Below are 25,126 nucleotides of genomic sequence, written 5' to 3' on the forward strand. Positions count from 1 at the left end.
TCACGAGGCGCCCAGTTCCTTGTCGATGAAGTCGAAGAGGTCGTCGTCGGTGGCGGCGTCCAGCCCGGCCACCACGTCCGGCGTCCCGGCGGCGGGAGCACCGTCCTCGAAGCGGGCCAGCAGTGCCTGGAGGCGCCGGACCACCGTGATCCGCTCCGCCTCGGCGACCTCCGCCAGCTCGGCCTCGATCCGCTCCACCCGGTCGGTGAGCGAGGCGGCCGCGGTGTGCGGCGAGGCGATCCGCCCGGTCAGGTACTCGGCGACCCGGCCGGCCGACGGCTGGTCGAACACCAGCGTCGCGGGCAGCCGCAGCCCGGTGCGGGCCGCCAGCCGGTTGCGCAGCTCGACCGCGGTCAGCGAGTCGAAGCCGAGGTCGACGAAGCCCCGGTCGGGCGCCACGGCCTCCGCCGTGGCGTGTCCGAGGACCTGCGCGACGTCCGCCCGGACGGCTTCCAGGACGATCCTGGCCTGCTCCGCGGGGGTGCGGCCGGCCAGCTGCCGCGGCAGCGACGGGCCGGCGGCGGCGGCGCTCGCCCGGCGCGGACCGCCCGGCAGCAGTCCGCGCAGGATCGCCGGGACGGCGCCGTCGACGGCACCGGGCCGGGCCGGCAGGTCGAGGCGGACCGGCACCAGGTGGGCGCGGTCGCTGGTCAGGGCCGCGTCCAGGAGGGCGAGGCCCTGTTCCGCCGTCAGCGCGTCGCCGAGCCGGGCGGCCCGGTCGCCGAGGTGGCCGGTCATCGCGCTGGCCTCCGCCCAGACGCCCCAGGCGAGCGAGAGGCCCGGCAGCCCGAGCGACCGGCGCCGCGCCGCGAGGGCGTCCAGGAAGGAGTTGGCCGCCGCGTAGTTGGCCTGCCCGGGCGAGCCGAAGGTGCCGGCCGCCGAGGAGAACAGCACGAACAGCTCCAGGTCCGTGCCCGCCGTCAGCTCGTGCAGGTGCACGGCCGCGTCTGCCTTGGGGCCGAAGACGGTGGCGATCCGGGCCGGGGTCAGCGACTCGACCACGCCGTCGTCCAGCACACCGGCGGTGTGCACCACGCCGCGCAGCGGGCGGTCCGCCGGGATCGCGGCGAGCACCCGGGCCAGCGCCTCGCGGTCGGCGGCGTCGCAGGCCACCACCTCGGCGCGGGCGCCGAGTTCGGCGAGTTCCGCGGTCAGCTCGGCGGCGCCGGGGCTGTCCGCACCGCGCCGGCTGAGCAGCAGCAGGTGCCGCACGCCGTGCGCCGCGGCCAGGTGGCGGGCCACCAGTCCGCCGAGCACGCCGGTGCCGCCGGTGACCAGGACGGTGCCTTCCGGCTCGGCCGACAGTCCGGTGCCGGGCTGCGCCGCGGTGTCGGGCTGCGCCATGGTTGCGGACGCCCGGGCCAGGCGGGGCACCAGCACCTGCCCGTCCCGGACCATCAGCTGCGGTTCGCCACCGGTCGCGTACGGGTACCAGGCGTCGTCCTCCGGGTCCGCGTCGACCAGGACGAAACGGTCCGGGTGCTCGGACTGGGCCGAGCGCAACAGGCCCCAGACCGCCGCGCCGGGCAGATCGCGCACCCGCTCGGCCGGGCCGACGGCGCCGGAGGTCAGCACCACCAGCCGGGAGGAGTCGAACCGCTCGTCGGCGAGCCAGTGCTGGACGGTCGCCAGCACCTCGGAGGCCGCCCGGCGTGCCGCATCCGCGTCGCCGAGGGCATCGGCGCCGGCGGCGTCGGCGCGGCCGGTCACGAGTGGCAGGACCACCACCGGGGGCACCTGCGCGCCGTCGGGCAGCCCCGACAGCGAGTCGATCCGCTCGCCCGGCACCACGGCCGCGTTCCCGGCGCCCTCGTTCCCGGCGCCCTCGTTTCCGGCGAGCACCCACCAACCGGCGGTGTCCACCGGCGGCAGGGCCGGCGCGGGCGTCCAGTCGACCGCGAACAACCAGTCCCGGCCGGGCTGTCGACCGGTCTCCGGCGGCTGCTCGACGGCGGTCTCGCGGAGCACCAGGGAGTCGACGGAGGCCACCGGCGCTCCGATCCCGTCGGCGGTCCGGATCAGCACGCCGTCCTCGGTCGGGGTCACCGCGACGCGCAGCACCGTGGCGCCGGTGGCGTACAGCCGGACCCCGGTCCAGGCGAACGGCACCCGGGGCGCCGCTCCGCCGGCCTCGACGAAGCCGATCACGTGCAGCGCCGCGTCCAGCAGCGCCGGGTGCAGCCCGAACCCGGGCGCGGCCGCGGCCGCCTCCTCGGGCAGTGCGACCTCGGCGTAGACGGTCGCGTCCTCACGCCAGGCCGCCCGCACCCCCTGGAAGGCCGGGCCGTAGCCGTACCCGCCCTCGGCGAGGGTCGGGTAGAAGCCCTCCAGCGCCAGCGGTTCGGCGCCCGGCGGCGGCCAGGCCGAGAGGTCGTACTCCTCCGCGGCGCCCTCGGCGCCCAGGACGCCGGTCGCGTGGCGCACCCACGGCGCGCCGTCCTCCTCCGCCCGGGCGTGGATCTCCACCCGGCGGTCGCCGTCCTCGCCCGGGGCGGCAACCCGCACCTGGACCTGCACCCCGCCGGTCGCCGGCAGGGGCAGCGCGGACTGCACGAGCAGTTCCCGCAGGACGGTCGAGCCGACCTGCTCGCCGGCCCGCAGCGCCATCTCCACGAAGGCCGTCCCGGGCACCAGCACCCGGCCGAGGATGGCGTGGTCCGCCAGCCAGGGCTGGGCGGCGAGCGACAGCCGGCCGGTCAGCAGCACCTCGTCCTCGCCGGCCAGCGCGACCGTCGCGCCGAGCAGCGGGTGGTCCGCCGCGCTCTGTCCGACGCCGCCCACGTCGCCCACGCCGGTGGCGGGCTCCAGCCAGAACCTGGTCCGCTGGAAGGCGTAGGTCGGCAGCGGCACCCGGCGTCCGGCCGGCAGCACGGCCGGCCAGTCCACCTCGACGCCGGCCGCCCAGAGCCGGCCGAGCGCGCGCAGCGCCGTCCCGGTCTCCTCGGCCTCGCCGCGGCGCAGCACCGGGACGAACACGGCCTCGGTGACGGACTGTTGGGCCAGGCCGCAGAGCACGCCGTCCGGGCCGAGCTCCAGGTACCGGGTGACGCCCCGGCCGGCCAGGTGCGCGAGGCCGTCGGCGAACCGGACGGTGCCGCGCACATGGCGGGCCCAGTAGCCGGGCGTCCGGATCTCCTCGGGATCGACCACCGCGCCGGTCAGGTTGGAGACGATCGGGACGCGCGGCTCGGCGAAGGTCAACTCCTTCAGGACGGAGGTGAATTCGGCGAGCATCGGCTCCATCAGGGCCGAGTGGAAGGCGTGCGAGACGGTCAGCCGACTGGTCCGACGGCCCTCGGCCTTCCAGCGGTCGGCGAACTCCTCGACCACCTCGACCGGACCCGAAACCACCACCGAGGAGGGCCCGTTGACGGCCGCGACGTCCAGCCGCTCGCCGATCTCCGCTCTCACCTCGGCCTCGGTGGCCTGGACGGCGAGCATCGCGCCGCCCTCGGGCAGCGCCTGCATCAGCCGGCCGCGCGCGGCGACCAGGGCAGAGGCGTCGGCGAGCGAGAGGACACCCGCCGCATGGGCGGCGGCCACCTCGCCGATCGAGTGGCCCAGCAGGAAGTCCGGTACCAGGCCGCAGGATTCCGCCCAGCGGAACAGGGCGACCTCGACGGCGAACAGGCCGGCCTGGGCCCACACGGTCCGGTCGAGGTCGACGCCCTCGAAGACCACGTCCTTGACCGACCGGTCCAGGTGCGGGTCCAGCTCCGCGCAGACCGCGTCGAAGGCCTCGGCGAACACCGGGAACGCCTCGTACAGGCCCCGGCCCATCCCGGCGCGCTGGGCACCCTGGCCGGTGAACAGGAAGGCGAGCCGGCCGGGGCCGCCCGTGGTCACGGCCTGCGGCTCCGCGCCCTGCGCCTCCTCGTCCGCGAGCCGGTCGAGCTGGCGCAGCAGGTCCTCGCCGTCCCGTCCGACGGCGACGGCGCGGTGCTCCAGTTCGGCCCGGGTGGTGGCCAACGACCACGCGACGTCGGCCGGTTCGGGCGCGGGCGCCGCCGCCAGGTGGGCGCGCAGGGAGCGCGCCTGGTCGCGCAGCGCGGCCGGGGTCCGGCCGGAGATCGGCCACACGACCGTGCCCTCGCCCACCGTGGTCGGGCCCGCCGGTTCGCGACGTCCGCCGATCGGCTCCATCGGACCGTGGCCCGTGGTGGTCGGCCCGGCCGGGCTCTGAACGGCCGGGCTCGGCGCGGCCGGGCTCGGCGCGGCCGGGCTCGGCGCGGCCGGGCTCGGCGCGGACTCCAGGATGATGTGCGCGTTGGTGCCGCTGATGCCGAAGGAGGACACGCCCGCGCGGCGCGGACGGTCGGCCTCGGGCCAGGGGCGCGCCTCGGTCAGCAGCTCGACCGCACCGGCCGACCAGTCCACGTGGTGGGTCGGCTCGTCCACGTGCAGGGTGGCGGGCAGCACGCCGTGCCGCATCGCCTGCACCATCTTGATGACGCCCGCCACGCCGGCCGCGGCCTGGGTGTGCCCGATGTTGGACTTGATCGAGCCCAGCCACAACGGCCGGCCCTCGGGGCGCTCCTGGCCGTAGGTCGCCAGCAGGGCCTGGGCCTCGATCGGGTCGCCCAGGCTGGTGCCGGTGCCGTGCGCCTCCACCGCGTCCACCTCCTCGGCGCGCAGCCGGGAGTCGGCCAGCGCCTGCCGGATGACCCGCTGCTGGGACGGCCCGTTGGGGGCGGTGAGCCCGTTGGAGGCGCCGTCCTGGTTGACCGCGCTGCCCCGGATCACCGCGTGGATCTCACGGCCGTTGCGCAGCGCGTCGGAGAGCCGCTCCAGCACCAGCACACCGACGCCCTCGGACCAGGTGGTGCCGTCCGCCGCCGAGGCGAAGGGCTTGCACCGGCCGTCGGAGGCCAGCCCGCCCTGCCGGTCGAACTCGGCGAAGATGTTCGGACCGGCCAGGACGGCCACGCCGCCGGCCAGCGCCAGCTCGCACTCCCCGCGCCGCAGGGCCTGCGCGGCCAGGTGCATCGCCACCAGGGAGGAGGAGCAGGCGGTGTCGACGGTGACGGCCGGGCCCTCCAGGCCGAAGGTGTACGCCACCCGGCCGGAGACCACGCTCATCGAGGTCCCGGTCAGCAGGTAGCCCTCCGCGCCGGGCGGGAGCTGGGCGCCCACACCGTACGTCGAGGCGTACGCCCCGACGAACACGCCGGTCGGGGAACCGCGCAGCTCGGGGGCGACCAGCCCGGCGGCCTCGAAGGCCTCCCAGGACGCCTCCAGCAGGATCCGCTGCTGCGGGTCCATCACCAGGGCCTCGCGCGGCGAGATGCCGAACAGCTCGGCGTCGAAGCCCGCGACGTCGTCCAGGAAGCCGCCGCGCGGGGCGTAGGACGCGTCCCCGACCCGCCAGCCGCGGTCGGCCGGGAACGGGGTCACGCCGTCGAAGCCCTCGGCGAGCAGGCGCCAGAGCCGCTCGGGGTCGTCGGCGCCGCCGGGGTAGCGGCAGCTCATGCCGACGATCGCGATCGGCTCGTCGGCGTCCGCGGCGAAGGCGGGTGCGGCGGAACCGGACCCGGTCGAGGCGGGGGCCTGGGCGACGCGGTCGGACAGTGCCTCGGCGAGGTGGTCGGCCAGCGCGTCCGGGGTCGGGTAGTCGAAGACCAGGGTCGCGGGCAGCCGCAACCCGGTCGCGGCGTTCAGCCCGTTGCGCAGCTCCACGGCGGTCAGCGAGTCCAGGCCGAGGTCCTTGAAGGCCTGCTTCGCGCCGACCGCGTCCACTCCGGCGTGGCCGAGCACGCTCGCCACGTGGGACCGCACCAGTTCCAGCAGCCGCGCACGGCGCTGATCGGCGTCCAGGCCCCGCAGTTGCTCCAGCACCGCGGCCCGGCTGCCGGCGCCCCGCTCGGCGGCGCGGCCCTTCGGGGCCCGCACCAGCGCGCGGAACAGCGGCGGAATCCCGCCCGTGCGGGGCGCCCGGAGGTCGAGCGTCACCGGAAGGAGATGCGGTACGGGCAGGGTGATCGCGCGGTCGAACAGGGCCAGGGCCTGCTCGGTGGGCAGACCGGAACCCGTACGCGCCGAGGACAGGTGGCCGGTCAGCTCACTGGCCTGCTCCCACAGGCCCCAGGCCAACGACTGACCCGCCCGGCCGGCGGCCATCCGCCGCGCGGCCAGCGCGTCCAGGAAGGCGTTCGCAGCCGCGTAGTTGGCCTGCCCACCGGAACCGAACGTCGCGGCCACGGAGGAATAGAGCACGAACAACGGCAAGTCCAGGTGAGCCGTCAGCTCGTCCAGGTTGAGCGCCGCCTCCACCTTCGGACGCAACACCGCCGACAGCCGCTCGGGCGTCAGCGCACCGAACACCCCGTCGTCCAGCACACCCGCCGCGTGCACCACACCCGTCAGCGGACGGGCAAGGCCTTCGAGGACCCGGGCCAGGGCGGCACGGTCGGCCGCGTCACACGCGACGACCTCCGCCTCGGCGCCCGACTCGCCCAGCTCGGCAAGGAGTTCCGCAACACCCGGCCCGTCCGCACCGCGACGGCTCAGCAGCGTCAGATGACGCACCCCGTGAACGGAAGCCAGGTGCCGGGCCAGCAGCCCACCCAGCGTCCCCGTCCCACCGGTGATCAACACCGTGCCCTCGGGATCCAACTCGACCGGAACAGCTGGCACGTCCAGCGACGAGGCCCGCACCAGACGCGGCACCGAAACCCCACCGCCACGGATCGCCGCCTGCGGCTCGTCACCACCGACGACCGCCGGCCACAACTCCCCCGAACCACCCAGCGGATCCAGATCCACCAGCACGATCCGGCCCGGGTTCTCCGTCTGCGCCGAACGCAACAGACCCCACACCGCCGCCTGCACCGGATCGGCCCCACCACCGGCGGGAACCGGAACCGCCCCACACGTCAGCACCGCCAACCGCGACGCCTCGAACCGCTCCTCCGCCAACCACCCCTGCACCACACCCAGCACGTGGGCGGTCACCACATGCACGTCATCCGAGACCGGCACCGGCAGCACCACCACCGGCGGCACCACCACACCACCGGACTCCACCTCACCCACCAGGCCCGCCACATCGACGAACCCCCGCAGACCGGCGACCTCACCGATCGCCACCCAATCCGACGAACCCGCACCGTCCCGAACCACCGAAACCGGAACCGGCACCCAGTCCACCGCGAACAACGCCTCCGGCCCACCCACACCGGCCGGCCGAAGCGCCTCCGCCGACACCTCACGCAGCACCAGGGAGCCCACGGACGCGACGGGAGTGCCGAGTTCGTCGGCGGCCAGGATCGCCACACCGTCGGCGGCCGGGCTCATGGCGACGCGCAGCGTGGACGCCCCGACGGCGTGCAGCCGCACGCCGGTCCAGGCGAAGGGCAGTCGGGTCGCCCCGCCCTCGGCGTCCACCAGGCCGCTGACGTGCAGTGCCGCGTCCAGCAGCGCGGGGTGCAGGCCGAAGCCGCCCGCCTCACCCGCCGCCGCCTCGGGCAGCGCGACCTCCGCGTAGACCGTGTCACCGACCCGCCAGGCGGCACGCAGACCCCGGAACACCGGCCCGTAGCCGTACCCGTTCTCGGCGAGAGCCTCGTAGAAGCCCTCCAGCGCCACCGGAGCCGCCCCCGACGGCGGCCAGGCGGCCAGCTCGAACTCCGGCGCCCGCTCCTGCGCGGTCACGGTTCCCACCGCGTGGCAGGTCCAGGGCGCGGTCTCGTCGGTGTCCGGCCGGGCGTGGATCTCCACCCGGGAGTCGCCGTCCTCGCCCGGGGCCGCCACCCGCACCTGGAGGTGCACGCCGCCCCGCTCGGGAAGCGGCAGCGGCGCCTGGAGCACCAGCTCCTCCAGCACCGGGCGGTCGATCTGCTCGCCCGCCCGCAGTGCCATGTCCACGAAGGCCGTCCCCGGCACCAGCGCCCGGCCCTGGATCGCGTGGTCCGCGAGCCACGGGTGGGTGGCCAGCGACAGCCGACCGGTCAGCAACAGGCTCTGGTCCCCGGCCAGTTGGACCGCAGCGCCGAGCAGCGGGTGCCCGGCCGACAGCTGGCCGACCGAGCCGACGTCACCGGACCTGGCGGCCGGGCGCGGCCAGTAGCGCTCGCGCTGGAAGGCGTACGTCGGCAGGTCCACCCGGCGGCCGGCCGGCAGCACGGCCGGCCAGTCCACGTCCGCGCCGGCCGTCCAGAGCCGGGCCAGGGCGGTCAGCGCGGTGCCCGCCTCGTCCCGCTCACGGCGCAGCAGCGGCGCGAACACGGCCTCGGCGTCCGACTGCCCGGTCAGTCCGCAGAGCACCGCGTCCGGTCCCAGCTCGACGTAGCGGGTGACGCCCTGCTTCCCCAGCGCCTCAACGCCGTCGGCGAAGCGAACAGCCTCCCGGACCTGGCGCAGCCAGTAGCCGGGGGTCGCGAGCAGCCCGGGCTCGGCGACCTCGCCGGTCAGATTGGAGACGACCGGCAGCTGCGGCTCGGCGAAGGTCAACCCGCCCAACACGGAGGCGAACTCGTCGAGCATCGGCTCCATCAGCGCCGAGTGGAAAGCGTGCGAGACCGTCAGTCGGCGGACCCGACGGCCCTCGGCCTTCCAACGGTCCGCGAACTCCTCGACGATCTCAGCCAGGCCCGAAACCACCACCGAGGAAGGCCCGTTGACGGCCGCGACATCCAGCCGCTCACCGATCTCCGACCGCACCTCGGCCTCGGTGGCCTCGACCGCCAGCATCGCACCACCGCTCGGCAGCGCCTGCATCAACCGCCCACGAGCCGCCACCAGCGCACACGCGTCCGCCAGCGAGAACACACCCGCCACATGGGCGGCCGCCACCTCACCGATCGAATGCCCGAGCAGGAAATCGGCCGTGACGCCCCAGGACTCCAGCAACCGGAACGACGCCACCTCGACCGCGAACAGCCCGGCCTGCGCCCACACCGTCCGGTCCAGGTCCTCGGCGCCCGCGAAGACGACGTCCTTGAGCGGCCGATCCAGCCGCGGGTCCAGCTCCGCGCAGACCGCATCGAACGCCGACGCGAAGGCGGAGAACGCCTCGTACAGCCCCCGGCCCATACCGACCCGCTGCGAACCCTGCCCCGTGAACAGGAACGCCGTCCGGCCCTCCACCGCGACACCGGAGACGGCGCCCTCGCCGGGCCGGCCGTCGACCAGCGCGGTCAGGCCCGCCTCGATCGTGGCCGCCGTGTCACCGACGGCCACCGCGCGGTGCTCCAGCCCCGCCCGGGTGACGGCCAGCGCGTGCCCGGCGGCCGCCAGGTCGGGCCCGGTCGCCAGGAAGTCGCGCAGTCGCTCAGCCTGTCCGCGCAGCCCGTCCGGGGTCTTCGCGGACACCGGCCAGAGCACCGTGCCACTGCTCTCCACCGGTTCCGGCGCGGGCAGCGGGTCGCCCTGCTCCAGGATGACGTGGGCGTTGGTGCCGCTGATCCCGAAGGAGGACACACCCGCACGGCGCGGACGGTCCGCCTCCGGCCACGGCCGGGCCTCCGTCAGCAGCTCCACCGCACCCGCCGACCAGTCCACATGGGGCGTCGGCTCGTCCACGTGCAGGGTGGCGGGCAGCAGCCCGTGCCGCATCGCCTGCACCATCTTGATCACACCCGCCACACCGGCCGCCGACTGGGTGTGCCCGATGTTCGACTTGATCGAGCCCAGCAGCAGCGGGAGTTCACGCCCCTGGCCGTAGGTCGCCAGCAGCGCCTGCGCCTCGATCGGGTCACCGAGCGGGGTACCGGTGCCGTGCGCCTCCACCACGTCCACCTCGGACGGGGCGAGCCGCGCCGTGGCCAGCGCCTGCCGGATCACCCGCTCCTGCGAGGGCCCGTTCGGCGCGGTGAGGCCGTTGGAGGCGCCGTCCTGGTTGACCGCGCTGCCCCGGATCACCGCGAGCACCTGGTGGCCGTCCCGGCGGGCGTCGGACAGCCGCTGGAGGACCAGCACGCCGACGCCCTCGGACCAGACGGTGCCGTCGGCCTCGGCGGAGAACGCCTTGCAGCGCCCGTCCGAGGCCAGGCCGTCCTGGCGGTCGAACTCGGCGAAGACCCCCGGGGTGGACATCACGGTCACACCGCCGGTCAGCGCCATCGCGCACTCGCCGCGCTGCAGCGCCTGGATCGCCCAGTGCATCGCCACCAGGGAGGAGGAGCAGGCGGTGTCCACGGTGACGGCCGGGCCCTCCAGGCCGAACACGTACGAGACGCGGCCGGAGAGGATGCTGGTGGCGGCACCCGTCATCAGGTGCCCCTCCGACTCCGGCAGGTCCATCCCGGCGCCGTAGCCGAACGCCGAGGCACCGACCAGGACGCCGGTGGACGAGCGGTGCATGGACAGCGGGTCCAGTCCGGCCGATTCGAAGGCCTCCCAGGACGCCTCCAGCAGCAGCCGCTGCTGGGGGTCCATGGCAAGCGCCTCGCGCGGCGAGATGCCGAACAGCCCGGCGTCGAAGTCGGCGGCGTCGTGCAGGAAGCCGCCGCGCGGCGTGTACCTGGCGTCGGCGACCTCGATCTCCCAGCCGCGGTCGGCCGGGAACGCGGTCACGCCGTCGAAGCCCTCGGCCAGCAGGCGCCAGAGCCGCTCGGGGTTGTCGGCGCCGCCGGGGAAGCGGCAGCTCATGCCGACGATCGCGATGGGCTCGCCGGTGTCCACGGCGGCCTCGGCGAGCGGCGCCACGGACGCGGCCCGCTCGAAGAGCAGCTCGTCGAGGTGCTCGGCCAGCACGGTCGGCGTCGGGTAGTCGAAGACCAGGGTCACGGGCAGCCGCAGTCCGGTGACGGCGTTCAGCCCGTTGCGCAGCTCCACCGCGGTGAGCGAGTCGAAGCCGAGCTCCCGGAAGGCGTGCCGGGCGCCGACCGCGTCCGCGGCGCCGTGGCCGAGCACGGTGGCCGCGCTGCCGCGGACCAGCTCCAGCAGTCGCGCGCGCCGCTCCTCGGGCGACAGCGGCCACAGCCGGGCCACCAGTCCGGAGTCCGCGCCCGCGCCCCGGCCGGCGGCCGCCCGGCGGGTCGACGGGCGGATCAGACCGCGCAGCAGCGGCGGCACCCCATGGGTGGAGACGGCCTGCGCGGCGGCCAGGTCCAGGACCGTCGGCAGCAGGTGGGGTACGGGCAGGGTGATCGCGCGGTCGAACAGGGCCAGGGCCTGTTCGGTGGGCAGACCGGAACCCGTACGCGCCGAGGAGAGGTGGCCGGTCAGCTCGCTGGCCTGCTCCCACAGGCCCCAGGCCAACGACTGGCCCGCCCGGCCGGCGGCCATCCGCCGCGCGGCCAGGGCGTCCAGGAAGGCGTTCGCAGCCGCGTAGTTGGCCTGCCCACCGGAACCGAACGTCGCGGCCACGGAGGAGTAGAGCACGAACAACGGCAGGTCCAGGTGGGCCGTCAGCTCGTCCAGGTTGAGCGCCGCCTCCACCTTCGGACGCAGCACAGCCGAAAGCCGCTCGGGCGTCAGCGCACCGAACACCCCGTCGTCCAGCACCCCGGCCGCGTGCACCACACCCGTCAGCGGACGGGCAAGGCCCTCCAGCACCTGGGCCAGGGCCGTACGGTCGGCCGCGTCACACGCGACGACCTCCGCCTCGGCACCCAACTCGCCCAGATCGGCAAGGAGTTCCACAACACCCGGACCATCCGCACCACGACGGCTCAGCAGCGTCAGATGACGCACCCCGTGAACGGCGACCAGGTGCCGGGCCAGCAGCCCACCCAGCGTCCCCGTCCCACCGGTGACCAGCACCGTGCCCTCGGGATCCAACTCCACCGGAGTCTCCGGCAGTTCCAGCGACGAGGCCCGCACCAGACGCGGCACCGAAACCTCACCACCACGGACCGCCGCCTGCGGCTCATCACCACCAACGACCGCCGGCCACAACTCCCCCGAACCACCCAGCGGATCCAGATCCACCAGCACGATCCGGCCCGGGTTCTCCGTCTGCGCCGAACGCAACAGACCCCACACCGCCGCCTGCACCGGATCGGCCCCACCACCGGCGGGAACCGGAACCGCCCCACACGTCAGCACCGCCAACCGCGACGCCTCGAACCGCTCCTCCGCCAACCACTCCTGCACCACGCCCAGAACCCGCGCGGTCACCTCATGCACGTCATCCGAGACCGGCACCGGCAGCACCACCACCGGCGGCACCACCACACCACCGGACTCCACCTCACCCACCAGGCCCGCCACATCGACGAACCCCCGCAGACCGGCGACCTCACCGATCGCCACCCAATCCGACGAACCCGCACCGTCCCGAACCACCGGAACCGGAACCGGCACCCAGTCCACCGCGAACAACGCCTCCGGCCCACCCATACCGGTCGGCCGAAGCGCCTCCGCCGACACCTCACGCATCGCGAGCGAGGTCACGGTGGCGACGGGCTCGCCCACGCCGTCGGCGAGGAGCAGCGACACGCCGTCCGCCGTGCCCTCGACCCGCACCCGGAGCACCGACGCTCCCACCGCGTCCAGCCGGACACCGGTCCAGGCGAACGGCAGCCGGGTGCCTCCGGCCTGGACGACCGGGGACAGCCCGACCGCGTGCAGTGCCGCGTCCAGCAGGGCGGGGTGCAGGCCGAAGCCGCCCGCCTCACCCGCCGCCTCCTCGGGCAGCGCGACCTCCGCGTAAACGGCGTCACCGACCCGCCAGGCCGCACGCAGACCCCGGAACACCGGACCGTAGCCGTACCCGTTCTCGGCGAGAGCCTCGTAGAAGCCCTCCAGCGCCACCGCAGTCGCCCCCGACGGCGGCCAGGCGGTGAGGTCCGGAGCGGAGTCGGCGGCGGCCTCGTCGGCCAGCAGCCCGACCGCGTGGCTGATCCAGACGGCGTCGCCGGTGCCCTCGGGCCGCGAGTAGACCTCGACAGTGCGCTCACCGGTCTCGCCGGCGGCGCTCACGCTCACCTGGATCTGCACCCCGGCGCGCTCGGGCAGCACCAACGGCGTGCGCAGCACCAGCTCCCGGATCGCCGGGGCGCCGGCCCGGCGGCCGGCCGCCCAGACCATCTCGACCAGCGCGGCACCGGGCACCACCACCCGGTCCAGGATGACGTGGTCGGCCAGCCACGGGTGGGTGGCCTGCGACAGCCGACCGGTGAGCAGCAGGCTGCCGCCGTCGGCCACCGTGACGGCGGCGCTCAGCAGCGGGTGGCCGACCGGCTCCAGGCCGACCGTGCCCGGGTCCCCGGCCACCGGGACCGCCTCCGGCCAGTAGCGCTCGCGCTGGAAGGCATAGGTCGGCAGTTCGAGCCGTCGGCCGGCCGGCAGCACGGCCCGCCAGTCCACGTCCAGGCCCACGACCCAGACCCGGGCCAGCGCGTGCAGTGCGGTGGCCACGTCCTCCCGGTCGCGACGGGAGACGGGAGCGAACACCCCTTCGGGGGCGGACTGTTGGGCCAGTCCGCAGAGCACCGCGTCCGGTCCCAGTTCGACGTAGCGGGTGACGCCCTGCTTCCCCAGCGCCTCAACGCCGTCGGCGAAGCGAACGGCCTCCCGGACCTGGCGCAGCCAGTAGCCGGGGGTCGCGAGCAGCCCGGGCTCGGCGACCTCGCCGGTCAGATTGGAGACGACCGGCAGCTGCGGCTCGGCGAAGGTCAACCCGCCCAGCACAGCGGCGAATTCGTCGAGCATCGGCTCCATCAGCGCGGAGTGGAAAGCGTGCGAGACCGTCAGCCGGCGGACCCGGCGGCCCTCGGCCTTCCAGCGGTCCGCGAACTCCTCGACGGTTTCCGTCAGGCCCGAAACCACCACTGAGGAAGGCCCGTTGACGGCCGCGACATCCAGCCGGTCACCGATCTCCGCCCTCACCTCGGCCTCGGTGGCCTCGACCGCCAGCATCGCGCCGCCGCTCGGCAGCGCCTGCATCAACCGGCCGCGAGCCGCCACCAGGGCGCAGGCGTCCGCCAACGAGAACACACCCGCCACATGGGCGGCCGCCACCTCACCGATCGAGTGCCCGAGCAGGAAGTCCGGTACCACGCCCCAGGACTCCAGCAGCCGGAACGACGCCACCTCGACCGCGAACAGCCCGGCCTGCGCCCACACCGTACGGTCCGGATCCTCCACGCCCGCGAAGACGACGTCCTTGAGCGGCCGGTCCAGGTGCAGGTCCAGCTCGGCGCAGACCGCGTCGAACGCGTCCGCGAACACCGGGAACGCCTCGTACAGCCCCCGGCCCATACCGACCCGCTGCGAACCCTGCCCCGTGAACAGGAACGCCGTCTGGCCCTCGACGGTCGCACCGGCGACCACGTGCCCCGACGGGGTGCCCCCGGCCACGGTGCCGAGCCCCTCGGCGAGGCCCGCCGCGTCCGCTCCGAGCACGACCGCACGGTGTGCGAGCGCGGCCCGGGCGAGCAGGGCGTGCCCGACGTCGGCCGGGTCCGGCTGCGGCCGCTCGTCGGCCCCGTCGCCGGAGCCGACGAAGGCCGCGAGCCGCTCGGCTTGGGCCCGCAGGGCGGGTTCCGTCCTGGCTGACAGCAGCCAGGGGACCACCGACGGCGCCGCCGCGGTCCGCTCGGCCGGGGCGGGGCTCGGCACGGCCTCGATGATGACGTGGGCGTTGGTGCCGCTGATGCCGAAGGAGGACACGCCCGCGCGGCGCGGCCGTTCGGCCTCCGGCCACGGCCGGGCCTGCGTGAGCAGTTCCACCGCACCGGCCGACCAGTCCACATGGGGCGTCGGCTCGTCCACGTGCAGCGTGGCCGGGATGACGCCGTGACGCATCGCCATGACCATCTTGATGATCCCGGCGACGCCGGCGGCGGCCTGGGTGTGCCCGATGTTGGACTTGATCGAGCCGAGCAGCAGCGGGCTGCCCTCCGGCCGGCCCTGGCCGTACGTCGCCAGCAGGGCCTGGGCCTCGATCGGGTCGCCGAGCCGGGTGCCGGTGCCGTGCGCCTCGACCACGTCCACGTCGCCGACCGACAGCCCGGCGTCCGCCAGCGCCTGCCGGATCACCCGCTCCTGCGCCGGGCCGTTGGGCGCGGTGAGGCCGTTGGAGGCGCCGTCCTGGTTGACGGCGCTGCCGCGGACCCGCGCCAGCACCCGGTGCCCGAGCCGCTGGGCGTCCGACAGCCGCTCGACCAGCAGCACGCCGACGCCCTCGCCCCAGCCGGTGCCGTCCGCCGCGGCCGCGAAGGCCTTGCAGCGGCCGTCCGAGGCCAGCCCGCCCTGGCGGTCGAACTCGCCGAAGGTGGCCGGCGAGACCATCACCGTGACACCGCCGGCGAGCGCCATCGCGCACTCGCCGCGCCGCACGGCCTGCGCCGCCAGGTGGAGTGCCACCAGGGACGAGGAGCAGGCGGTGTCCACCGTCACCGCCGGCCCCTCCAGGCCGAAGGAGTAGGCGACCCGGCCCGAGATCACACTGTTGGCGGTGCCGGAGAGCAGGTGCCCCTCGGCGCCCTCGAAGCCGCGCGCGCCGCCCCCGCCGTAGCCGGAGGACGAGGCGCCGACGAAGACGCCGATCTGCCGGCCGCGCACCGAGCGCGGGTCCAGCTCGGCGGACTCGAAGGCCTCCCAGGCGGCCTCCAGCAGCAGCCGCTGCTGGGGGTCCATGGCGAGCGCCTCGCGCGGCGAGATGCCGAACAGCCCGGCGTCGAAGCGGGTCGCGTCCGCGACGAATCCGCCCTGGCGGGCGTACGAGTCCTCAGCGTTCGAGCCCTCGGCGTTCGAGCCCTTGGCGTTCGGGTCCTCGGCGGCCGCGAACTCCCAGCCGCGGTCGGCGGGGAAGCCGGAGATGCCGTCGGCGCCGGTGGCGACCAGCTCCCACAGCCCGTTGGGCGACGCGATGCCGCCGGGGTAGCGGCAGCTCATGCCGACGATCACGATCGGGTCGTCGGCGCCGGCCCCGGCCGCGACGCCGGCCGGGACGGCCTCCGGGGCCGTCTCCAGGTCGTCCAGCAGCTCGCCGGCCAGGTGCTCGGCCAGCTCGCCGGGGGTCGGGTGGTCGAAGACCAGGGTGGCCGGCAGCGCCAGGCCCGTCTCGGTGCCCAGCACGTTGCGCAGCTCGACCGCGGTCAGCGAGGTGAAGCCCAGGTCCCGGAAGGCCCGGTCCGCTCCGACGGCCTCGGCGGTGCCGTGTCCGAGTACCGTCGCGACGCGTGCCCGCACCAGGTCCAGCAGGATTCGGCCGCGCTGCGGGGCGGGGGCCGCCGCGAGCCTGCGCACCAGGGCGGTGCCGCCCTCGGCGGCGGACTCCTCCCCGGCCGGGCGCTGGGCCGCCTCGGGCAGATCGGCCAGCAGCGGGCTGGGGCGGCTGGAGGTGAACGCCGGGGCGAAACGCTCCCAGTCCACGTCCGCGACCACCACGCAGGTCTCCCGCCGGTCCACCGCCTGGGCGAGCGCGGTGACGGCCGACTTCGGGTCCAGGGCGGGCAGTCCGCGCTTGCGCAGGAAGTCCTCCGCCTCGCCGCGCACCGCCATTCCGGCCTCGGCCCAGGGGCCCCAGGCCACCGAGAGGCCGGCCAGGCCGCGCGAGCGCCGCTGCTGGACCAGCGCGTCCAGGTAGGCGTTGGCGGCGGCGTAGAGCCCCTGCCCGCCGCTGCCCCAGACGCCCGCGATGGAGGAGAAGGTGACGAACAGCTCCAGGTCCAGGTCGGCGGTGAGCTCGTCCAGGTGCGCCGCGCCGGTCACCTTGCCCTCCGTGGAGGAGCGCACGTCGGCGGGGCCGGTCCAGTCCAGCGGTGCGGTCTCGGCGACGCCGGCCGCGTGCACCACGCCGGTCAGCGGGAGGTCGGCCGGGACGGCCGCCAGCAGCCCGGCCAGCGCTTGCCGGTCCCCGGCGTCGCAGGCGGCGACCGTCACCCGGGCGCCGAGCCCGGTGAGTTCGGCGACCAGCTCGGGCACGCCCGGGGCGGCCTGCCCGCGCCGCCCGGTGAGCACCAGGTGCGGCGCGCCGCGCCCGGCCAGCCAGCGGGCGACGGCGGCGCCCAGCGCGCCGGTGCCGCCGGTGATCAGCACGGTGCCGGACGGGGTCCACGGCTCGGCCGGGGCGTCCTCGACGGCCGCCCGCACCAGTCGGCGGGAGTAGACCCCGGCGCCGCGCACGGCGACCTGGTCCAGGCCCTGGTCGCCGGTCAGCACCGAGGCCAGCCGGGCGGCCGCCCGGCCGTCCACGGTGGCCGGCAGGTCGATCAACCCGCCCCAGCGGTCCGGGTGTTCGAGGGCGGCGACCCGCCCGGCGCCCCACACCTGGGCCTGGAACGGATCGCGCAGCGGGTCGGAACCGCCCACCGACACCGCACCGCTGGTGACGGTCCAGAGCGGCGCGCCGATCGCGGCGTCGCCGAGCGCCTGGAGCAGGACCAGCGAGGCGGTCAGCCCGTCCGGGCCGAGTGCGGTCAGCGACAGCACGCCCGCGTACTCGGCCGGCAGTTCGGCCAGCCGTCCGGCCAGCGCCGCCCGGCCCTCGGCCACCGGGTCGCAGCGGAACTCGACCGGCTCGGCCCCAGCGGCCCGCAGCGCCGCGAGCAGTCCGGCCGCCGCGCCCGCCCCGGCGCCCTCGGTCTCCTCGGAGGCCTCGGCGGGCTCCTCCGGCAGCACGACCAGCCAGCTGCCGGTGAGCTCGCCCGCGCCGAGCCCGTCCGTGACCGGCTTCCATGTGACGCGGTAGCGCCAGGAGTTGATGACCGCGTCGGCCCGGCGGCGGCGCCGCCAGGAGGACAGCACGGGCAGCAGCGGCTCCAGCTCGCCCGCCGCCTCGACGGCGAGGGTGCTGGCCAGCTCGCCCAGGTCCTCGCGCTCGACCGCGTCCCAGAACCGGGCGTCCAGGGCGTCTCCGCCGCCGTTCGCGGGCGCGGGGACGGGGCCCGGCTCGGGCCAGTACCGCTCGCGCTGGAAGGCGTAGGTCGGCAGCTCGACCCGCCGGCCGCCGCCCAGCACGGCCCGCCAGTCCAGCGGGACGCCGGCCGTCCACAGCTCGGCGACGGCACCTGCGACCGCCTGCGCACCGCTCCGGTCCCGGCGCTGCATCGGCACGAACACGCCGTCGGTGACGGTCAGTTGGGCCATGCCGCAGAGCACGCCGTCCGGCCCGAGCTCGACGAACCTGCGGACGCCGTGGCTCCGCAGGCAGGCCACGCCGTCGGCGAACCGGACGGTCTCCCGGACGTGGCGCACCCAGTAGTCCGGGGTGCCCAGGGTCTCGGCGTCGGCGAGGGCGCCGGTGAGGTTGGAGACGATCGCGATCCGCGGCGCCTCGAAGGTGATCGTCTCCAGCACCGCGCGGAAGTCCGCGAGCATCGGCTCCATCAGCGCGGAGTGGAAGGCGTGCGAGACCGCCAGCCGGCTCGTCTTGCGGCCCTCCGCCGCCCAGCGGGCCGCCAGTTCGTCGATCACGGCCGCGTCGCCGGAGACCACGACCGAGGACGGGCCGTTGACCGCCGCGACGTCGGCGCGTCCGGCGATCGCCTCGACGGCCTCGGCCTCGGTGGCCCGCACCGCGAGCATCGCCCCGCCGGCCGGGAGCGCCTGCATCAGCCGGGCCCGGGCCGCGACCAGCCGGCAGGCGTCCGCCAGGGAGAGCACGCCCGCGCAGTGCGCCGCCGCGACCTCGCCGATCGAGTGGCCGAGCAGCAGGTTCGGCACCACGCCCCAGGATTCGAGCAGCCGGAAGGTGGCGACCTCGACCGCGAACAGGCTGGTCTGGGCGTAGCCGGTCAGGTTCAGGTCCACGCCGTCGGCCGCCACCTCGCGGACCGGCCGGTCCAGCGCCGGGTCCAGTTCGGCGCAGACCGCGTCGAAGGCGTCCGCGAACACCGGGAAGCGCGCGTACAGCTCCTCGGCCATGCCGGCCCGCTGGGCGCCCTGGCCGGTGAACAGGAAGGCGGTGCCGCCGGGGACCGTGGTGGCGGTCTTCAGGCCGTCGAAGTCGGCCAGCCGGCCGAGGAGTTCGGCCCGGTCGTCGCCGACCAGCACCGCGCGGTGCTCCAGCGCGGCGCGGGTGGTGGCGAGCGCGTGGCCGATGTCGCGCGGGTCGGTGTCCGCGTCGGCGAGGAAGGTGCGCAGCCGCTCCGCCTGGGCCCGCAGGCCGTCCCGGGTGTGCGCGGAGAGCGGCCACAGGGCGAGCGCGGAGGTCTGCGCCCGCTCGGGCTCGGCGGCCGGCGGCTGCTCGATGATGACGTGGGCGTTGGTGCCGCTGATGCCGAAGGAGGAGACGCCCGCCCGGCGCGGCCGGTCCCGCTCCGGCCAGGGCCGGGCCTCGGTGAGCAGTTCCACCGCGCCGCGCGACCAGTCCACCTCGGGGCTGGGCTCGTCCACGTGCAGGGTGGCGGGCATGATCCCGTGGCGCAGCGCCTGCACCATCTTGATCACACCGGCCGCGCCCGCGGCGGCCTGGGTGTGCCCGATGTTGGACTTGATCGAGCCCAGCCACAGCGGACCGTCCTCCGGCCGCCCCTGGCCGTACGTCGCCAGCAGCGCCTGGGCCTCGATCGGGTCGCCGAGCACCGTGCCGGTGCCGTGGCCCTCGACCAGGTCGACGTCCCCGGTGGACAGGCCGGCGTTGGCGAGCGCCCGGCGGATCACCCGCTGCTGCGCGGGGCCGTTGGGCGCGGTGAGGCCGTTGGAGGCGCCGTCCTGGTTGACCGCGCTGCCCCGGACCACCGCGTGGACGCGGTGGCCCGCGCGCCGCGCGGTGGAGAGCCGCTCGACCAGGAGCAGGCCGACGCCCTCGCCCCAGCCGGTGCCGTCGGCGGCGCCCGCGTAGGAGCGGCAGCGTCCGGTCGAGGAGAGCCCGCCCTGGCGGTCGAACTCGCCGAAGGCCGCCGGTGAGACCATCACCGTGACGCCGCCGGCCAGCGCCTGCTCGCACTCGCCGCGCTGCACCGCCTGGACGGCCAGGTGCAGGGCGACCAGGGAGGAGGAGCAGGCGGTGTCGACGGTGACGGCCGGGCCCTCCAGGCCGAAGGTGTACGCGACCCGGCCGGAGATGACGCTGTTGGCGGTGCCGGACAGCAGGTGCCCCTCCGCGCCCGCCGTGCCGAGTCCGCCGGCGCCGTAGCCGGAGTTGGAGGCGCCGGCGAACACGCCGATCTGCGCGCCCTGGACGGAGCGCGGGTCCACCCCGGCCGATTCGAAGACCTCCCAGGCGGCCTCCAGCAACAGCCGCTGCTGGGGGTCCATGGCCAGGGCCTCGCGCGGGGAGATGCCGAACAGCGCCGCGTCGAAGCCGGTCGCCCCGGCGACGAAGCCGCCCTGCCGGGCGTAGCCCCCGTCGTCGGCGAGGTCCCAGCCGCGGTCGGCCGGGAAGCCGGTGACGCCGTCCTCGCCCTCGGAGACCAGCCGCCAGAGGTCGTCGGGGGACTCCACCCCGCCGGGGTAGCGGCAGCTCATGCCGACGATCACGACCGGGTCGTCGTCGGTGGCGGTGCCGGCGGCGGCACGGGCCTGCGCCGACGGCGCCTGCGGCTCGTCGAACAGCTCGCCGAGCAGGTACCCGGCCAGGGCGGTCGGCGTCGGGTGGTCGAAGACCAGGGTGGCGGGCAGCCGGAGGCCGGTCTCCGCGTTCAGCAGGTTGCGCAGCTCGACGGCGGTCAGCGAGTCGAAGCCGAGGTCGCGGAAGACCTGGTCGGGGTCGACCGCCTCGGCGCCGCGGTGGCCCAGCACGGCGGCCGCGCGCTCCCGGACCAGGTCCACCACGACCTGGTGGCGGTGCCCGGCGGGCCCGGCGGTGAGCCGCTGCCGCAGTGCGGCGCCCAGTTCGAAGTCGGGGGCCTCCGCCTCGACCGGCTGCGCCGCCTCGGGCAGGTCGGCCAGCAGCGGGCTGGGGCGGCCCAGGGTGAAGGCCGGGGCGAACAGGCCCCAGTCGACGTCGGCGACGGTCACGCAGCCCTCGCCGTGGTCGACGGCCCGGGCCAGGGCCAGGACGGCGAGGGCCGGGTCGAGCGCGTTCAGCCCGCGCCGGCGCAGGAAGTCGGCCGCCTCGCCCTGGACGGCCATTCCGGCCTCGGCCCAGGGGCCCCAGGCGATCGAGGTGCCGGCCAGGCCGCGGCTGCGGCGGTTGTCGACCAGCGCGTCCAGGTGGGCGTTGCCGGCCGCGTAGGCGGCCTGGCCGCCGCTGCCCCAGGTCGCCGCGATCGAGGAGAAGGTGACGAACAGCTCCAGGCCGTCGGTCAGTTCGTCGAGATGGGTGGCGCCGGCCGCCTTGCCGGCGACGACGGCGGCCAGGTCGGCGAGGCCGAGCCGGTCGATCGGCTCGTGCGCCGCGACCCCGGCGGCGTGCACCACGCCGGTCAGCGGGAGGTCGGCCGGGATCCGCGCGAGCACCGCGGCCAGCGCGTCCCGGTCCGCGACGTCGCAGGCCTCGACGGTCACCCGGGTGCCGGTGGCGGTCAGCTCGGCGACCAGTTCCCCGGCGCCCGGTGCGGCGGCGCCGCGCCGGGCGAGCAGCAGCAGGTGCGGCGCCCCGCGGCCGGCCAGCCAGCGGGCGACGGCCGCGCCCAGCGCACCGGTGCCGCCGGTGACCAGCACCGTGCCGGAGGGGGTCCACGGCCGCTCGGCGGCCCGGACCGGCTCCGGACGGCCCAGTCGGCGTCCGTACACGGCGGAGCCGCGCACGGCGACCTGGTCCTCACCGGTGCGTCCGGCCAGCACCGTGGCGAGCCGGTCACCGGCCCGGGCGTCCAGGGTGGCCGGCAGGTCGACCAATCCGCCCCAGCGGTCCGGGAGTTCCAGGGCGGCGACGCGGCCGAGCCCCCACACCCGGGCCGCCGCGGGGTCGCACGGCGGGTCGAACCGGCCCACCGAGACGGCGCCGGAGGTGAGCAGCCACAGCGGCGCTTCGATGCCCGCCTCGCCGAGGCCCTGGACGGTCGTCAGCGCCTCGGCGGCCGGGTCCGCGCCGGCCGGCAGCGCGACCACGCCGGTCAGGCCGGCCGGGTTCTCCGTCGGCCACGCCCCGGGCGCGCAGCGCAGGACGGTGGCGCCGGCGGCCCGCAGGGCCTGCTCGACGGCCTCCGCCCGCCCGTCCTCGGGGGCGGCGGACAGCAGCCAGTCGCCGGTGAGCGGGGCGGCGTCGCCGAGGCCGGTCAGCGGCTTCCAGGCGATCCGGTAGCGCCACGAGTCGACGACCGACTCCTGCCGCTGGGAGCGCCGCCAGGCGGCCAGCGCGGGGACCACCTCGTCGAGCAGGCCGGGGGCCTCCTCCAGCTTCAGGGTGGTGGCCAGCTCGGCGAGGTCCGCGCGCTCCACCGCCGCCCAGAACCGCTCGTCCCGCTCCGAGGCCTCGGCCGGCGGGGCGGCCGGGGCCGCCATGCTCCGGGGCCAGTAGCGCTCGCGCTGGAAGGCGTACGTCGGCAGCTCCACCCGGCGGCCCTCGGGCAGCACGGCGCGCCAGTCGACCTCGACCCCGGCCGTCCAGATCCGGGCCAGCGCGGTCAGCGCGGACTCGGCGTCGTCCCGGCCACGGCGCAGCACCGGGGCGAACACGCCCTCGGCACCGGCCTGTTGGGCCATGCCGCAGAGCACGCCGTCCGGGCCGAGCTCGACGAAGCGGGTCACGCCCCGGGCGGCCAGGCAGGCGGCGCCGTCGGCGAACCTGACGGCCTCGCGCACGTGCCGCACCCAGTACTCCGGGGTGGTGAGCAGGTCGGGCTCGGCGACGGCTCCGGTCAGGTTGGAGACGATCGCGATCCGAGGGCGGGCGAAGGAGACCGTCTCCAGCACCGCGCGGAAGTCCGCGAGCATCGGCTCCATCAGGGCGGAATGGAAGGCGTGCGAGACCGCCAAGCGGCTCGTCTTGCGGCCCTCCGCCGCCCAGCGGGCCGCCAGTTCGTCGATCACGGCCGCGTCGCCGGAAACCACGACCGAGGACGGGCCGTTGACCGCCGCGACGTCGGCGCGTCCGGCGATCGCCTCGACGGCCTCGGCCTCGGTGGCCTGGACGGCGAGCATCGCGCCGCCGGCCGGCAGCGCCTGCATCAACCGGCCGCGCGCGGCCACCACGGCGCAGGCGTCCGCGAGCGTGAGGACTCCCGCGCAGTGCGCCGCGGCGAGTTCGCCGACGGAGTGGCCGAGCAGGAAGTCGGGGGCCACGCCCCAGGATTCGAGCAGCCGGAAGCCCGCCACCTCGACGGCGAACAGGCCGGCCTGGGTCCACATCGTCCGGTCGAGGTCACGGCCCGTGCGGACGGCGTCCCCGACCGATCCGCCGAGGTGCCGGTCCAGTTCGGCGCAGACGGCGTCGAAGGCCTCGGCGTAGGCGGGGAACGCCTCGTAGAGCCCGCGGCCCATGGCGGCGCGCTGCGAGCCCTGGCCGGTGAACAGGAAGGCGCGACGGCCCTCGCCCACCACGCCCGTGACCGCCGTGGCCGGCTCGCCCTCGGCGAGCGCGTCCAGGCCCGGGAGCAACTCGCCGAGCACCACCGCGCGGTGGTCCAGGCCGGCGCGGGTGGTGGCGAGCGACCAGGCGAGGTCGGCGGGGTCCGGAGCCTCACCCCTGGCCTCGGCCTCGGCGAGGTGGTCGCGCAGCCTGCGGGCCTGGGCGCGCAGCCCGGCCGCGCCCTTGCCGGAGAGCGGCCACAGCGACGGCCGGCCGGCCGCGGGCGCCTCGGGCGCCTCAGCCGGGGCAGTCGGGGCGGCCAGAGCGGTCGGGTCGGCCGCGGTCGGGTCGGCCGAAGCGGCCGGCTCGGTGTCGCCGTCCGGCTCCGCCTCGCCCTGCGCCGTGGCGGGCGCGGGCGCCGCTTCGATGATCACGTGCGCGTTGGTGCCGCTGATGCCGAAGGAGGAGACGCCGGCCCGGCGGGGGTGGTCGGTCTCCGGCCACGGCCGGGCCTCGGTGAGCAGTTCGACGCCGCCCTCGCTCCAGTCCACGTGCGGGGTGGGCGCGTCCACGTGCAGGGTCGCCGGCAGCAGGCCGTGGTGGATCGCCTGCACCATCTTGATCACGCCGGCCACACCGGCCGCGGCCTGGGTGTGCCCGATGTTGGACTTCACCGAGCCCAGCCACAGCGGGCCGCCTTCGGCGCGCTCCCGCCCGTACGTGGCGAGCAGGGCCTGGGCCTCGATGGGGTCGCCGAGCCGGGTGCCGGTGCCGTGCGCCTCCACCGCGTCCACGTCGGCCGGGGAGAGCCCCGCACCGGCCAGCGCCTGGCGGATCACCCGCTGCTGGGACGGGCCGTTGGGGGCGGTGAGGCCGTTGGAGGCGCCGTCCTGGTTGACGGCGCTGCCGCGGACCACGGCGAGCACGGGGTGTCCCAGCCGCTGGGCGTCGGAGAGCCGCTCGACCATCAGCAGGCCGACGCCCTCGCCCCAGCCGGTGCCGTCGGCCGCCGCGGCGAAGGCCTTGCAGCGCCCGTTGCCGGCCAGGCCGTCGAGGCGGCTGAACTCCGCGAAGACGCTCGGCGAGGACATCACGGTGACGCCGCCGGCCAGTGCCAGTTCGCAGTCGCCCGCGCGCAGCGCGTGGACGGCCAGGTGCAGGGCGACCAGGGAGGAGGAGCAGGCGGTGTCGATGGTGACGGCCGGGCCCTCCAGGCCCAGCGCGTAGGCGATCCGGCCGGACACCACGCTGGCCGCGTTGCCGATGGCCAGGTGGGTGGCGGCGCCCTCGGGCAGGGAGTGGGCGCCCTCGGCGTAGCCGGAGGCGGAGGCGCCGACGAACACGCCGACCCGGTTGCCGGTGAGCGAGCGCGGGTCGATCCCGGCCCGTTCCACGACCTCCCAGGCGGATTCCAGCAGCAGCCGCTGCTGCGGGTCCATGGCCAGGGCCTCGCGCGGGGAGATGCCGAACAGCGCGGCGTCGAACTCGGCGACGCCGTCGACGAATCCGCCCTCGTCGGCGTGGTCGGACCCGGCGGCCGGCCAGCCGCGGTCCTCGGGGAACCCGGTGATGGCGTCCTCGCCCCGGGTCACGAGCTGCCACAGGTCGGCCGGCGAGTCCACGCCGCCCGGATACCGGCAGGCCATCGCGACGATCGCGATGGGCTCGCGCTCGCGCATCTCCGCCACCTGGAGCTGACGACGAGTGCGCCGGAGATCGGCCGTCACCCGCTTCAGGTAGTCGAGATACTTCTGCTCTTCCCCCACGCTGATCAACCCCTACTCCCGGCCCGTGGTGAACCGCAGCCGGTACCGATTACCCGTGAGACCGCAGCGATTCGAATCCTAGGAATTGAATCCGCGTGCGATACCCCTAGCCGACCCCAGAAAAAGGACTTCA

The 25,126-nt window shown here is 76.0% G+C and carries 1 protein-coding gene; it reads right to left on the reverse strand.

Annotation, left to right across the window (positions count from 1 at the left end; genetic code table 11):
- On the reverse strand, positions 1–24,993 hold the full coding sequence (locus tag ACFWP2_RS08015; protein WP_380449412.1) for a type I polyketide synthase: 24,993 nt from the start codon (positions 24,991–24,993) through the stop codon (positions 1–3).
- Between the last annotated feature and the right edge of the window lie 133 nt (positions 24,994–25,126).

It is taken from the genome of Kitasatospora sp. NPDC058444 (assembly GCF_042721415.1).
Taxonomy (GTDB): Bacteria; Actinomycetota; Actinomycetes; order Streptomycetales; family Streptomycetaceae; genus Kitasatospora.